Source organism: Candidatus Methylospira mobilis (genome assembly GCF_009498235.1).
In the GTDB taxonomy this organism is placed as follows: Bacteria; Pseudomonadota; Gammaproteobacteria; order Methylococcales; family Methylococcaceae; genus Methylospira; species Methylospira mobilis.
In genome coordinates, this window is record NZ_CP044205.1 from 1,123,379 (window position 1) to 1,137,842 (window position 14,464).

At 53.5% G+C, this 14,464-nt stretch carries 12 protein-coding genes; 10 read left to right on the top strand and 2 right to left on the bottom strand.

From position 1 onward, the window contains the following. Positions 1-5: 5 nt before the first annotated feature. The 7 genes from murC to lpxC all read left to right on the top strand — a co-directional run bounded on the left by murC (position 6) and on the right by lpxC (position 7,932). A complete protein-coding gene (gene murC, locus F6R98_RS04870) occupies positions 6-1,427 on the top strand; it encodes a UDP-N-acetylmuramate--L-alanine ligase (protein WP_153250910.1) in 1,422 nt (473 codons plus the stop codon). A gap of 5 nt (positions 1,428-1,432) precedes the next feature. Then, the gene (gene murB, locus F6R98_RS04875) at positions 1,433-2,356 is read left to right on the top strand and encodes a UDP-N-acetylmuramate dehydrogenase (protein WP_228125098.1); all 924 of its coding nucleotides are present in this window, start codon (positions 1,433-1,435) and stop codon (positions 2,354-2,356) included. Between the two features lie 3 nt (positions 2,357-2,359). Further along, on the top strand, positions 2,360-3,283 hold the full coding sequence (locus F6R98_RS04880; protein WP_153248023.1) for a D-alanine--D-alanine ligase: 924 nt from the start codon (positions 2,360-2,362) through the stop codon (positions 3,281-3,283). 35 nt (positions 3,284-3,318) lie between these two features. Continuing rightward, positions 3,319-4,152: a cell division protein FtsQ/DivIB gene (locus F6R98_RS04885; RefSeq protein WP_153248024.1), complete on the top strand. Its 834-nt coding sequence runs from the start codon at positions 3,319-3,321 to the stop codon at positions 4,150-4,152. 4 nt (positions 4,153-4,156) lie between these two features. Next, entirely contained in the window at positions 4,157-5,392 is a 1,236-nt protein-coding gene (ftsA, locus tag F6R98_RS04890; RefSeq protein WP_153248025.1) for a cell division protein FtsA, read from the top strand. A 175-nt stretch (positions 5,393-5,567) separates the two neighbouring features. Next, a complete protein-coding gene (gene ftsZ, locus F6R98_RS04895) occupies positions 5,568-6,719 on the top strand; it encodes a cell division protein FtsZ (RefSeq protein ID WP_153248026.1) in 1,152 nt (383 codons plus the stop codon). Between the two features lie 295 nt (positions 6,720-7,014). Next, positions 7,015-7,932, top strand: coding sequence for a UDP-3-O-acyl-N-acetylglucosamine deacetylase (gene lpxC / locus F6R98_RS04900; protein ID WP_153248027.1), 918 nt, complete (start codon positions 7,015-7,017; stop codon positions 7,930-7,932). Between the two features lie 57 nt (positions 7,933-7,989). Here lpxC and F6R98_RS04905 read toward each other — a convergent pair whose 3' ends face one another. Continuing rightward, a complete protein-coding gene (locus F6R98_RS04905; protein ID WP_153248028.1) occupies positions 7,990-8,457 on the bottom strand; it encodes a DciA family protein in 468 nt (155 codons plus the stop codon). A gap of 111 nt (positions 8,458-8,568) precedes the next feature. Between F6R98_RS04905 and secA the strand changes: the two genes are divergently transcribed. Together secA and argJ are read left to right on the top strand one after the other, a co-directional pair. Then, a complete protein-coding gene (secA, locus tag F6R98_RS04910) occupies positions 8,569-11,319 on the top strand; it encodes a preprotein translocase subunit SecA (protein ID WP_153248029.1) in 2,751 nt (916 codons plus the stop codon). Between the two features lie 68 nt (positions 11,320-11,387). Further along, positions 11,388-12,605, top strand: coding sequence for a bifunctional glutamate N-acetyltransferase/amino-acid acetyltransferase ArgJ (gene argJ / locus F6R98_RS04915; RefSeq protein ID WP_153248030.1), 1,218 nt, complete (start codon positions 11,388-11,390; stop codon positions 12,603-12,605). 26 nt (positions 12,606-12,631) lie between these two features. Here the strand turns inward: argJ and F6R98_RS04920 are convergent, their stop codons facing one another. After that, entirely contained in the window at positions 12,632-13,012 is a 381-nt protein-coding gene (locus F6R98_RS04920) for a VanZ family protein (protein ID WP_153248031.1), read from the bottom strand. Between the two features lie 64 nt (positions 13,013-13,076). On the opposite strand from F6R98_RS04920, the gene F6R98_RS04925 reads away from it, so the two are divergent. Beyond that, positions 13,077-14,462 carry an undecaprenyl-phosphate glucose phosphotransferase gene (locus F6R98_RS04925; RefSeq protein WP_153248032.1) on the top strand — a complete coding sequence of 462 codons (1,386 nt, stop codon included), beginning with the start codon at positions 13,077-13,079 and terminating at the stop codon, positions 14,460-14,462. The last annotated feature ends 2 nt before the right edge of the window (positions 14,463-14,464 follow it).

The window sequence follows — 14,464 nt, forward strand, 5'->3', positions numbered from 1 at the left end:
CGCAGATGGCCGGGCGCTACGGCATGAATAGCATTAAACGTATCCATTTCGTAGGGATAGGCGGGAGTGGTATGAGCGGTATAGCGGAAGTGCTGCTGAATCTGGGGTATCGGGTATCGGGTTCGGATTTGAACCTGAATGCCACGGCATCGCGCCTTGCTACGCTGGGGATAGACGTCAGTAGCGGGCATGCCGCCGAACATGTAGCCGGAGCGGGCGTGGTGGTGGTTTCCAGCGCCGTCTCCGCCGAAAACCCGGAACTCGTTGCGGCGCGCAAGGCCAGGATTCCTGTCATATCGCGTGCGGAAATGCTGTCTGAGCTGATGCGTTTTCGTTATGGCATAGCCGTTGCCGGTACCCATGGCAAAACCACCACCACCAGCTTAATGGCCTCGGTATTGGCGGAGGCGGGGCTGGACCCCACTTTTGTCATCGGAGGACGCCTGAACAGCGCCGGTACCAATGCGCAGCTGGGTACCGGTGATTTCCTGGTGGCGGAAGCCGACGAAAGCGACGCCTCCTTTCTGCAGTTACAGCCGATGATGGCGATTGTGACCAATATCGATCAGGATCACATGGAAACTTACGGGGGAGATGTTAAGCAACTTCAGCAGACATTCGTGCGATTTTTGCATCATATTCCGTTTTACGGATTGGCATTGTTATGCCTGGACGACAAGGGCATCAAGGAAATATTGCCTCAGGTGAACAAACCGGTCAGAACGTATGGCGTCGACGCCGCAGCCGATATCCGGGCGGTAAATATAGTCCGTCAGGGTTTGCAGTCGCATTTCGATGTGGCCAGAAACGGGGTGGCGGGGTTGTTGCCGATAACGTTGAATCTGCCGGGGCATCACAATATTCTGAATGCGCTTGCAGTTATCGGCGTTGCTACGGAATTGGGCGTACCTGATGATAAAACTTCACGCGCGCTTGCCGGATTCAAGGGGATAGGCAGGCGTTTTCAATTGAATGGGAAAGTTACGGTGGGCGGCGGCGAAATCACTTTCGTGGACGATTACGGTCATCATCCCAAAGAACTGGAAGCGACCTTTGATTCCGCGCGTCATACATGGCCCGACAGGCGATTGGTGCTGATTTTCCAGCCGCATCGCTATACGCGGACTCGCGATTTGTTCGAGGATTTCGTGCGCGTGCTGTCGCGCGTGGATGTATTGCTGCTGCTGGATGTATACCCGGCGGGCGAAGAGGCGATTTCCGGAGCGGATGGGCGGTCCCTGTCCCGCGCTATTCGCGCGCGCGGACAGGTCGCTCCGATATTTGTAGACACTCCGGAAGAAGTAGTAGACATATTATCGTCCATCGCGGCGCCGGGTGACGTGGTTTTAACCATGGGAGCGGGAAGCGTAGGCGCTATCGCGGGCGATTTGCCTCAGCGGCTCCAGTCGGCGGTTGCCGGAAAATGAATGGTGTGAGCGCCTTTGTTGTAACGCCAACGCCCGATGCTTCGGCATCAGGCGGAGAACTGCTGCGCAATGTGCGTCTGGCTGATCATACTTCCTGGCGCGTGGGTGGAAACGCGGACCGCTTTTATTGGCCGGCAGGCAGTGAGGGTCTTGTCCGTTTCCTGCAGCAGTTGCCGGACGATGAGCCGTTGTTCTGGCTGGGGCTGGGGAGTAATCTGCTGGTGCGCGATGGCGGCATCAGAGGCACGGTGATTTGTACGCGTGGACGTCTGAAAGACATGAACCGGATTGCGGAGAATCGCATATACGTGGAAGCGGGTGTCCCCAGTGCTCATGTCGCCCGCTTTTGTGTGGAGCAGGGTTGCGCGGGAGCCGAATTTCTCGCGGGTATACCCGGCACCATGGGCGGCGCGCTGGCCATGAATGCTGGCGCGTTCGGCGGCGAGACCTGGTCGCTGGTCGATCACGTCTTAACCGTGGATCGTAGCGGCGTCGTGCGTAAACGTTTCAAAAGCGAATATGCGATCGGTTACAGAAGCGTTGCCGGAGCCGACGGCGAATGGTTTCTTGCAGCCGAATTAAAGCTGGAAACTGGAGACGTTGACGCCGGAAAGGAAAAAATCAGAGCGCTGCTGGCCGGACGCGCCGCTGCACAGCCGACAAACCAGCCGAACTGCGGTTCGGTTTTTCGCAACCCGGAAGGTGATTTTGCCGCTCGCTTGATCGAATCCAGCGGCTTGAAAGGCTATGCGATAGGCGATGCGCAGGTTTCCATGAAACACGCCAATTTCATCGTGAATCTGGGATCTGCGCGCGCCACCGATATAGAGGCATTGATTTATCATGTACAGCAACAGGTCGCGATGCGGCACGGCACTACCTTGCTGCCGGAAGTGCGCATCGTGGGCGTTGCCATGGAAGAGGTGTAGCAGGTGAGTAGACGAATACAGACAGCGGAGGAGTTTGGCCGCGTAGCGCTGTTGATGGGAGGTTACGCAGCAGAACGGGAGGTTTCGCTGAACAGCGGAAAGATGGTACTGGCTGCGCTGCAGGCGCAAGGTATTGATGCCGTGGCGTGCGATGTGGGACGCGACCTTGTTCGTCCGCTGCTTGATGAACGCTTTAACCGCGTCTTTAATATCATACATGGCAGAGGTGGTGAAGACGGTGTTCTGCAAGGCGCGCTGGAAGCGCTGTCGATTCCTTATACCGGGAGTGGCGTGCTTGCTTCCGCTTTGAGCATGGATAAGCTGCGAACCAAGTTATGCTGGCAGGGAGCAGGGTTGCCGACGCCGCAGTGGATGATTATTGACAGTGTTGCCGATCTGGAAGCATGCGAGCATCTGGGGTTTCCGTTGATAGTAAAACCGGCCGAGGAAGGCTCCAGTATCGGCATGAGCCGCGTCGAAAGCAGGGAGCAGCTCGCAGCGGCCTATGAAACGGCGGCGCGTTACGCCAGCCGGGTTTTCGCCGAATCCTGGGTTACCGGGAAGGAATATACCGTCGGCATATTGAACGGGCGTGCTTTGCCGCTGATAAGGTTGGAAACACCGAATGCATTTTACGATTTCGACGCCAAGTATCGCGCGGAAACGACGAAATATCATTGCCCTTGCGGGTTGGATGATAAGCAGGAGGCTGAATTGCAGGCGCTGGCATTGCGCGCTTGCGAGGTAGTGGGAGTTGAGGGTTGGGGGCGACTGGATTTGATGCTGGATACGCGGGGCCGGCCCTGGTTGATAGAAGTGAACACGGTACCAGGCATGACCGATCATAGTCTTGTTCCAATGGCGGCGCAAGCGGCCGGCATCGGCTTCAACGACCTGGTCTGGCTGATATTGGAAAGTAGTCTTTAACCGTGGTGGCGGTGGCAGAGTCAGGTATTTATCCTATGCGCGCGCGAAAAACGGGCGAAACAGGGCGGAGAAGCAGCGGACGCGTGCGTTCTTTCCTGCTTGATGTGGCGCTGCTGATTACCATGGCGGGCGGAGGGTACGCATTGTTCACTGACGCGTTACCGGGACAGCCGTGGTGCAGGATAGACTTTGTGCGCATCAACGGCGAAGCCGGAAACCTGAATATGCGTCGTTTGCAGCAAGCCTTGGAGCCAGAATTGGAAAAGGGATTTTTTGCGCTCAGTCTCGATAAACTTGAACAGACCGTCAGGACTTTTGCTTGGGTGGATAAGGTCAATGTCGCACGGATGTGGCCTGGCACGGTCATTTTGACAATTACCGAGCATAAAGCGGTTGCCCGTTGGGGAGATAATGCATTGTTGAGCGATCAGGGTTCGCGCTTCGCGCCTGAAGAAAATATAGCGTTTGCATCCGCTTTGCCTCGCATCATTGCGCCGGAGGGTACGGAGCATTTGACGTTGGAGGTTTTGAGGAAGCTGAACGCAATCTTTGAAGGGAAATCGCTGTCGGTCGCGTACATGGAGTTGAGTCCGCGTAACGCGTGGATAATCAAGCTGAATAATGGCCTGGAAATGTATTTTGGGCGTCAAAATCCGACCCGGCTGCTTCATCATTTTCTTGAGATAATTGCAAAAATCGGCGATGATGGACTGCGCCGGTTGCAGCGAGTCGATCTGCGTTATCATAGTGGATTTGCAGTTGTCTGGAACTCCGAACGGATGACTGGCGCGTTGGGAGATAATTCCGTACAGATGGCGCCTGAAGCGGCTTTGGGCGGGACTACCAACCAATTGGAAAAGGTCCATTGACTTTATGGCAAGAAAAACAGATAGAGACTTGATTGTCGGCCTGGATATAGGCACTTCGAAAATTGCCGCCATTGTCGGTGAGATAAACGAGGATGGCGAGATCGAAGTGATAGGCGTCGGCATCCATCCCTCGCGCGGACTCAAAAAAGGGGTGGTGATCAATCTGGAAACCACTGTTCAATCGATACAGCGCGCGGTGGAAGAAGCCGAGCTGATGGCGGGATGCCGAATACATTCGGTATTTGCCGGAATAGCCGGAAGTCATATTGTCAGCATGAACTCTCACGGCGTCGTTGCGATAAAGGATAAGGAGGTTGTACAGAGCGATGTCGACCGGGTTATCGATTCGGCGCGTGCTGTGGCGATACATGCTGATATGAAAATTCTGCATATCCTGCCCCAGGAATTTGTCATCGACAGACAGGAAGGCATCAAGGAGCCGGTAGGCATGTCTGGCATCCGTCTCGAAGCCGGGGTCCATATCGTTTTCGGCGCGGTCAGCGCCGTACAGAACATAGTCAAATGCATACGCCGTTGCGGTCTAGAGGTTGAGGATATTATCCTGGAGCAACTGGCCTCCAGTACTTCCGTCCTGACCGATGACGAGAAGAATCTGGGGGTATGTCTGGTCGACATTGGCGGCGGCACCACTGATATCGCCGTATTTACCGATGGTGCGATACGGCACACAGCCGTTATTCCGATAGCGGGAGATCAGGTAACCAATGATATTGCGGTTGCTTTGCGCACGCCGACGCAGCATGCGGAAGAAATCAAGATTAAACATGCGTGCGCTTTGACTCAACTGGCCAATCTGGCGGATACCATTGATGTGCCCAGCATCGGCGACAGGCCGATGCGGCAAATATCGAGGCTTAATCTTGCCGAGATCGTCGAACCGCGCTACGAGGAGTTGTTGCAGCTGGTTCACCAGGAACTGCGGCGTAGCGGTCTGGAAGATCTGGTAGCCGCAGGCGTAGTGTTGACCGGAGGTTCGGCCAGGGTTGAGGGCTTGATCGAATTGGCCGAGGAAATCTTCCATATGCCGGTACGCCTGGGCGCGCCCCAGTATGTAAGCGGCATGAGCGATGTGATACATAATCCCGCTTTATCTACGGGAGTAGGGTTGTTGCTTTTTGGACGCATGCACCATGCCGGCAGCGAACGCAGTTCGGTATCCGGCGCCGGGTTCAAGGGTGCATGGGAAAAAATGAAAAGCTGGTTTCAAGGTAATTTCTAGGCGCGTTGGAATCGACATGCTTTAACTGGTTCGTATGCAGGATTGTAAAAGCTTGTGAACACGAAAAGCATGTTTCCGGTTACGATGCAGATGCCGCGCTAAGGGTCAGGGATGATAGGTTTAATTATTCAATCGCCGCATGGCGGATACTTGAGTTTAAGGGCGGGGTATACATATGAAGTTTGAATTGGTTGATTCGTATAGCCAGAAGGCTGTAATCAAGGTTGTGGGCGTAGGCGGCGGCGGCGGTAATGCTGTCAATCACATGATGAACAGCCATGTCGAAGGCGTTGAATTCATTTGCGCCAATACCGACGCTCAAGCCCTGAAAAATGTGCATTCGCGTTCCGTCATCCAGTTGGGCAATGCATTGACCAAGGGACTTGGCGCCGGAGCAAACCCGGACATAGGGCGTCAGGCTGCCAAGGATGATCGTGAGCGCATACTTGAGGCGCTGGAAGGTTCCGATATGGTATTTATCACCGCCGGCATGGGCGGCGGAACCGGAACGGGCGCCGCGCCGGTGATAGCGGAAATTGCCAAGGAAGCGGGCATCCTCACTGTTGCCGTTGTGACCCGGCCGTTCTCGTTCGAGGGTAAGCGGCGCCGGTCGATAGCCGAAAAAGGCATAGACGAGCTGAGCGAGTATGTGGATTCGCTGATAACCATCCCAAATGAAAGATTATTGCCGGTATTGGGAAAAGACGTCAGTCTGGTACATGCATTTGCTACGGCAAATGATGTTTTGCTGCAGGCGGTGCAGGGTATAGCAGATTTGATCACGCGGCCGGGACTGATAAACGTCGATTTTGCCGACGTCAGGACTGTCATGGCCGAGATGGGATTGGCCATGATGGGAACCGGTATCGCCAGCGGTCCCGACCGGGCGCGCCAGGCCGCCGAGAAAGCGCTGCACAGCCCCCTGCTTGACGATATCAATCTGCAGGGTGCGCGCGGTATCCTGGTCAACATCGCCGGCGGTTCGGATATGGCGATAGGCGAGTTCAACGAAGTAGGCGATGTTGTCAATTCTTTCGCGTCGGAAGATGCCGTGGTGGTAACCGGACTTTCCATCGATCCTGACTTGAACGACGAATTGCGCGTGACTGTGGTAGCGACGGGCCTGTCGAGCAAGTCGGCCAGTGATGTTCCTACGCTGACGATAGTACCCAAACGCAATACAGGCGAAATTGCTTATGGCGAACTGGAAAAGCCAACCATTATTCGCAATAAGCCCAAGACTGCCGCCATGCGGAACGACGGTAAAAAGGAAATCGATCACGAATATCTGGATATTCCCGCTTTTTTGCGGCGTCAGGCGGATTAGATCGGAAACTTGTGAGACGAGGGTCGCAACCGTAGCCTTAGAGTGGTAGCTTCTCATCTCGTACCGATGTAACATAAACATAACAGTTTTTGCGGTCTTACAGGCAATAAGGAATGTCGCCGTGCCTCGTGCGGTGCGTCAGGGTGTTCGTTTGGTGTAAAAATGCCGATTATGGATGGACATGCGGTTTTTCCAATTGAAGGAGTACTGGTTCGTTGCATAAAGGCGTGGTTAACGATGGCAGTCTCAAGTTGTGAGATTTTGCTTTGGTGATGGAAAGCATCAGGAGAGTTGGATGATCCGACAAAGAACCTTAAAAAATGTAATTCGAGCAACCGGCGTTGGACTGCACACGGGGGAAAAAGTCTATTTGACTTTGCGCCCCGCAGCGCCAAATACAGGCATCCGTTTTCGACGGGTGGATTTGGCCGAGCCGGTAGTTATCGATGCAAACCCTGAAAGCGTGGGCGAGACCATACTTTCTACCACTCTGGTAAAGAATGGGGTCAAGGTGTCTACCGTTGAACATCTGTTGTCCGCGTTTGCCGGACTTGGAATTGATAATGCGTTTGTCGATGTCAGCGCGCCTGAAGTACCTATCATGGATGGGAGCGCCGGCCCTTTTGTTTTTCTGATTCAGTCCGCGGGCGTAGAAGAACAGAATGCGGCGAAGAAATTTATACGCATTAAAAAGCCGGTGTTGATCGAGGAAGGCGACAAATGGGCGAGATTCGAACCTTATGAAGGTTTCAAGGTCAGCTTTACCATTGATTTCGATCACCCCGTTTTCGACAAGGAAACGCAGAGCGCAACGATAGACTTTTCCTCTACCTCCTTCGTCAAGGAGGTCAGTCGCGCCAGAACATTCGGGTTCATGCGCGATATAGAAGCGCTGCGCAGAAATCGGCTGGCATTGGGCGGCAGCATGGACAATGCGATTGTCGTCGATAATTTCCGTATTTTGAATGAAGACGGGTTGCGCTATGCCGATGAGTTTGTGAAACACAAAATACTGGATGCAATCGGAGATCTGTATCTTCTTGGGCATAGCCTGATCGGTTCTTTTGAAGGCTATAAATCCGGACATGGTTTGAATAATCAGCTTCTGCGTGAGTTGTTGTTGCGCAAGGACGCGTGGGAATGCGTTACCTTTGATGATGAAAATAACCTGCCGATTTCCTATATGCATGCCGCCTTTGCTGCGGTACGATGACAAGCTGGAGAGTTTCGGGTATTTAAACAAAAAGGCTACGCAGGCGTAGCCTTTGTTTTATCCGGCGTTTTTGGTCGACAATAAGGTTAGCGCCAGTCTATGCAGCGATAGGCCGAGTTTGTGCTGCGCCATCGTGCTTGCGACGACGCCGAGCGCTTCCGCAGCCGAATTACGGTTGAAATCCGGTCTGCGAGACTTCCGTCCGGGCTGTGTCATAGACGGCGCTACGATTCTGAACCGGACCGAATTGACTCGCTCTCCCTGCGCCCTCACGCCGGACAGAATGTTTTCGGCGTAAAAGCGCAGGTTGAATGCCCATGCGGCGTTTTCGCAATAAACCAGCAGGCCGCCCTTGTCATTAATGCTGCAATCGAGGCAATGTGCGTCAACGGAAGACGGAAGCGCCGCTTTGATAAGTGACAGCAGTTCCCGGTGCTTTGCCATGCGCAGCAGTAGTTTGGAGTGTCCGGACAATGATAGGACGGAAGCGGCCGCATTGTTACGATTTTTGAGTTTTTGCGACATGTATGCGGACAAAACTTTAAGGCTCGTATTCAGTGTACAACCCTGGTCTTATTATTTGAAGCTATTTAGGTTATCATCTTATAATATTTTTACAATGTTGGAACACGATACATGCTCGGTAAACTGGTAAAAAATCTCTTTGGGAGTCGTAATGACAGACTCGTCAGAAAAAAAAGAAAGCTGGTTAAAAAAATAAACCTTCTGGAGCCGCAATTCCAGTCGCTGAGCGATGAGGCTTTAAAAAATAAGACCGTAGAGTTCAGAGAACGTCTGCACAACGGCGAAACACTGCAAGGTCTGCTGCCCGAAGCGTTCGCCACGGTACGCGAAGCTTCGCGGCGTGTGATGAACATGCGTCATTTCGATGTGCAGTTGATCGGCGGCATGGTGCTCCATGACGGCAAGATTGCCGAAATGAAAACCGGCGAAGGAAAAACGCTGGTAGCTACCCTGGCCGCTTACCTGAACGCGCTGCCCGGTAAGGGCGTGCATGTCGTTACGGTAAACGATTATCTGGCAAGCCGCGATGCCGAGTGGATGGGCAAGCTATACGGCTTCCTGGGGCTTACTACCGGGGTTATTGTCAACGGGCTGGATAACGAGGAGCGACGCCGCAATTACGCAGCCGATATTACCTATGGCACGAATAATGAATTCGGATTCGATTATCTTCGTGACAACATGGCGTTTACGCCTGAGCAACGGGTACAGCGCGAACGATTTTTCGCTATTGTGGACGAAGTCGATTCCATCCTGATAGATGAAGCCCGCACTCCTCTGATTATTTCAGGACCTACGGAAGACCGCAGCGATCTTTATCATAAAATAGACGAATTGATACCCTCGCTACGCAAGCAGGAAGTCGAGAATGGTCCCGGCGATTACAGCATGGATGAAAAGTCGCGGCAGGTTTTCCTGACCGAGGACGGTCATGAGCGCATAGAACAACTGATGGAGCGGCATGGGCTGATTTCCGCTGGCGAAAGTCTTTACGACGCCACCAATATCAGGTTGATGCACTATATCAACGCCGGTTTGCGCGCGCATGCCTTATTTCAGAAGGATGTCGATTATATCGTCCGCGAAGGTCAAATCATCATTGTCGACGAGTTCACCGGCCGTGCGATGACCGGACGCCGCTGGTCAGAAGGGCTGCATCAGGCTATCGAGGCCAAGGAAAGGGTGCCGGTTCAGAATGAAAATCAAACTCTGGCATCGATTACCTTCCAGAATTATTTCCGTTTGTACGAAAAACTGTCGGGCATGACCGGTACGGCCGACACCGAGGCTTTCGAGTTTCAACAGATTTATGGCCTGGAGGTCGTGGTTATCCCTTCCAATCGCGTCGTTGCGCGCAAGGATATGGGCGATCTGGTATACATGACGGTACGCGAGAAGTATGACGCCATCATCGTCGATATCAAGGGCTGTGTAGAGCGTGGCCAACCGGTGCTGGTAGGCACCACTTCGATTGAAAATTCCGAATACCTGGCTACGGAGCTCAAAAGGTCAGGCGTACCGCACCAGGTCCTGAACGCCAAACAGCACGAGATGGAAGCGCATATCATCGCCGAAGCAGGACGCCCGAGCGCCGTTACCATCGCCACCAATATGGCGGGGCGCGGTACCGATATCGTGCTGGGCGGCAATCTCGAAGAAGAAATTACGCGCCTGGGCCTGACCAATGCGGCTGATATAGAAAAAGCCACTGCCGAGTGGCAAATCCGTCACGATGAGGTCGTGAACAGCGGCGGACTTCATGTGATCGGCTCGGAGCGTCACGAGTCGCGCCGTATCGACAATCAGTTGCGCGGACGCTCCGGACGTCAGGGCGACCCTGGCTCTACCCGTTTTTACCTGTCCCTGCAGGATAATCTGATGCGTATCTTCGCATCGGACCGCGTGGCGATGATTATGCAGCGCCTCGGCATGGAGGAAGGCGAAGCGATAGAGCACCCCTGGGTAACGCGAGCGATTGAAAACGCCCAGCGCAAGGTAGAGGCGCGCAACTTCGATATACGCAAGCAGTTGCTGGAGTACGACAACGTGGCCAACGATCAGCGCCATGTGATTTATCACCAGCGCGATGAACTGATGGCTGCCGACGATATCAGCGAAACCATCAAGGCGGTGCGCGAGGATGTAGTCGATCAAATGATTACCCAGTTCATACCCTCTCATTCATTGGAAGAGCAGTGGGATGTTAAAGGCCTGGAAGAAGCATTGGAGCGTGAACTTGGCGTAGAGGTGCCGGTTCAGTTGTGGCTGGAGCAGGATCATCATTTGCATGAAGAGCAGCTACGGCAAAAGATACACGATGCCATAGATGCGAACTACGATGAAAAACTGGAGCGGATGGGACCCGGTATTCTGCATCATCTAGAGAAGTCGGTAATGCTGCAGGTGCTGGACAATTCATGGAAGGAGCACCTGGCGGCCATGGACCATTTACGGCAGGGAATTCATCTGCGCGGCTATGCGCAGAAGGATCCGAAGCAGGAATACAAGCGCGAAGCGTTCGAAATGTTTACGTCCATGCTGGACGGCGTCAAGGAAGAGGTTACGAGCGTACTTTCCAGAGTGCAGGTGCATAGCGAGGAAGATGTGGCGCGCATGGATGTGCAGAACCGTCCGTCCCTAGAGATGCATTACGAGCATGCCGATGCCGTATCGCTGATATCGGAAGAGCCGGATGCTGAGCATGAAGTTAGCGGTACGTCCGGGCTCGCCAACCCAGGCCGTTCTTCTGCACCGGCTGCACAGCAACCGTTTGTCAGGGATGCACAGAAAGTGGGCCGTAACGACCCTTGTCCTTGCGGCTCGGGTAAAAAATTCAAGCAGTGTCATGGGCGATTGAATTAGCGGTGAAGAAGGTACTGCCGCATTATTCTCCATGATTGCCGAGCCGGACATCGTTAGTATTTGATTCCATGACATCCGATAATCTGTCCAGATATATCAATCCTCCTGCTGTGCCGGGCATACGTTTGGGTTGCGCACAGGCCGGGATCAAACGCGCCGGGCGCGACGATTTGCTGCTGGTCGCGATGGCGCCGGGGGGGAGTTGCGCCGCGGTTTTTACGCGCAATCTATTTTGCGCCGCGCCGGTTGTTCTTGCCAGAAAGCATTTGAAGCACGCGCCTCGTTTACTGGTTGTTAATTCCGGTAATGCGAACGCCGGTACGGGAGCGCGTGGAAAGTCAGATGCCGAACAGACTTGCGCATGGGTTGCCGAGCTTGCACACACGGTTGAAACCGAGGTGATGCCGTTTTCCACCGGTGTCATTGGCGAGTATTTGCCGATGGAGAAAATATGGTCAGCCCTGCCTGCTGCCTGGGGTGCGCTGAGCGAAGAAGCCTGGGAGCGTGCGGCCGGAGCGATCATGACTACGGACACGCGTCCCAAGCTGAGCTACAGGGAGATCGAGCTTGACGGGCATAAGATCGTTATAGTCGGTATTGCTAAAGGTTCCGGCATGATACATCCGAATATGGCGACCATGCTGTCATTTATCGGCACAAATGCCGCAGTCGGATCCGCCACACTGCAACGATGTCTCACCGAAGCGGTGGAACGTTCATTTAATTGCATTACCGTGGATGGCGATACTTCAACCAACGACGCCTGTGTACTGTTGGCCTCCGCTGTTACTCAAGCCCCGGAAATTGAGCAGGGCAGTATCCATTACCATCGGTTTTCTTCGGCAATACAGGCTGTGTGCGACGACCTGGCTGAAGCGATAGTGCGTGACGGCGAAGGAGCAACCAAACTGGTGCGTATTCTGGTTGAGCAGGCGGAATCGGATGCGGAAGCGCTCGCTATCGCCAAAACTGTAGCGCATTCACCTCTGGTGAAAACGGCGCTGTTTGCCAGCGACCCTAATTGGGGGCGTATTCTGGCCGCGATAGGGCGATCAGACTGCAGCGGTCTCGATATTCAACGGGTTTCGATCTGGCTGGGCGATGCCTGTATCGTACAGAACGGGGAACGCGCCGATGGTTATACCGAATCGGCGGGGAAGCTGGCGCTTGCGCAGGATGAGGTTCTGATACGTGTCGTCATGGGGCGCGGTCAAGGACGGCAGCAAGTACTGACTTGCGATCTTTCCTACGATTATGTAAGGATCAACGCGGAATACCGGACATAAAGGACACTATTCGTATTCGCCGGCGATCAAATACCGTTCTTCCAGCTATTATAGAACGAGATAACACTGACATAAAGCAAAGTGCCGACGAGCGCGCCGGAAGCATTGGCTTCGGCATCCAGTAATGAAAATTGCCGCCGGGTTGTAAACAGAAATTGTGCAATCTCTATGGAAAAGCCTAAAACGATGACTGCGGCAAGAACGGCAAGTGTGTTGAGCGGATGTTTGCGGTGAGAGGGGCAGGATGCCAGCAGCATTATCGTCAACCCAGCATAGGCCAGACAATGGTCGATAAAATCCCATGTCAAAGATGAATCATCGGCAACCCCTGCCGGATCCGGACGCAACCAGGGGTTTAAGCTTAAAAAAAGCAATACGCTCAGGTAAATTAGAATGTATTTTTTCATAATGCGCATTATATGCGATGCATTGTAGTTTGTTAGGCACTTCTTCCATTTTAGGCGCGGATTTATGCTGTTAAGGATAATAACCCTCAGATTGCTTGATGCGCTGGTTTGGTTGCTTGCCGGCGAGCTGGCTGCGGAGCTGGTGTTCGGGCGGCTGTATCATGAAGATTACGGTAATGTTCACCAAACGCTGATCTACCTTTCCCCGTTCATAACCTGGCTGGTCAGTCCGGCAGCAGGACAATACCGTGTCGGCTGGGATGAGGAAGGCGCTTTGAAGATCGCAGGGCGAATTCTACTCGGCTGTTTTGCGACTTTCGCCTGCGGCATTATTATTGTCTATATCGTTCTACATCAATCGCACGTGCTTTCCCGTTTGTGGTGGGGGCTAACTCTGCTGTTTGCATTTGCGCTGAGCGGCATGCTGCGTATAGTGGCATTCGGAGTGGACCGGCGCGCCGGTTTTCGGCGCGGAATACGGAGTTACAAGCGCAGAATTGCCGTTATGGGCAGCGAAAAACCGGTAAAGGCATTGATAAATAGACTAATGAACGATGCGGATGCCGGTTACCGTGTCGAGGCGGCCCTGTGCGATGCGGACATCGGCGCTGCGTCAGAGGTGAACAAACTTCAAACTTTGGAACAACTCGAAACATTCGTCTATCAGCATCATATAAGGGAGGTCTGGCTTATGCCTGACCCTGAACGCGTTTATGATTGGCGGGAAGCCATTACTCGTCTGGAGAATACCGCGACAACATTGCGATGGTTTCCTGTGATGCCGGCTGCCGTGACGGAAAAGTTCGGTTATTGCGCGGGAGCGCCTTCTTTTGAACTTAATGCCGCCGTTATCGACAGCAAGGGGGTGTTGCACAAGACTTTGTTCGACCGCTTGTTTTCATTGGTTGTGTTGTTGATGCTGAGCCCGCTGTTGTCGGCGATTGCTGTCGCAATCAAGCTCAGCTCTCCCGGTCCGGTGCTGTTTAGGCAACTGCGACATGGTGTTGGTGGGAAAGCATTTACCTGTCTGAAATTCCGCACCATGAAACTGCATCAGGAGCAGGATAAGGTGACACAGGCCAAGACCCACGACCCTCGTACGACAAAAGTCGGGCGTTTTTTGCGTAAAACCAGTCTGGATGAATTGCCGCAATTTATCAACGTACTGATGGGGGATATGTCGGTAGTGGGGCCGCGCCCTCATGCCGTGCAGCACAACGATTATTACAGCCATGAAATCCAGCGTTATATGTTCAGGCATAAGGTAAAACCCGGTATTACCGGGTGGGCGCAAATTAACGGCTGTCGCGGAGAAACCGACACGCTGGATAAAATGCAGCGGCGCGTGGATCTGGATATTTACTACATCAGGCATTGGTCGTTCTGGCTGGATGTGAAGATAGTTTTCTGGACAGCATTTCGCGGCTGGTCAGGCAAACATGTGTATTGATA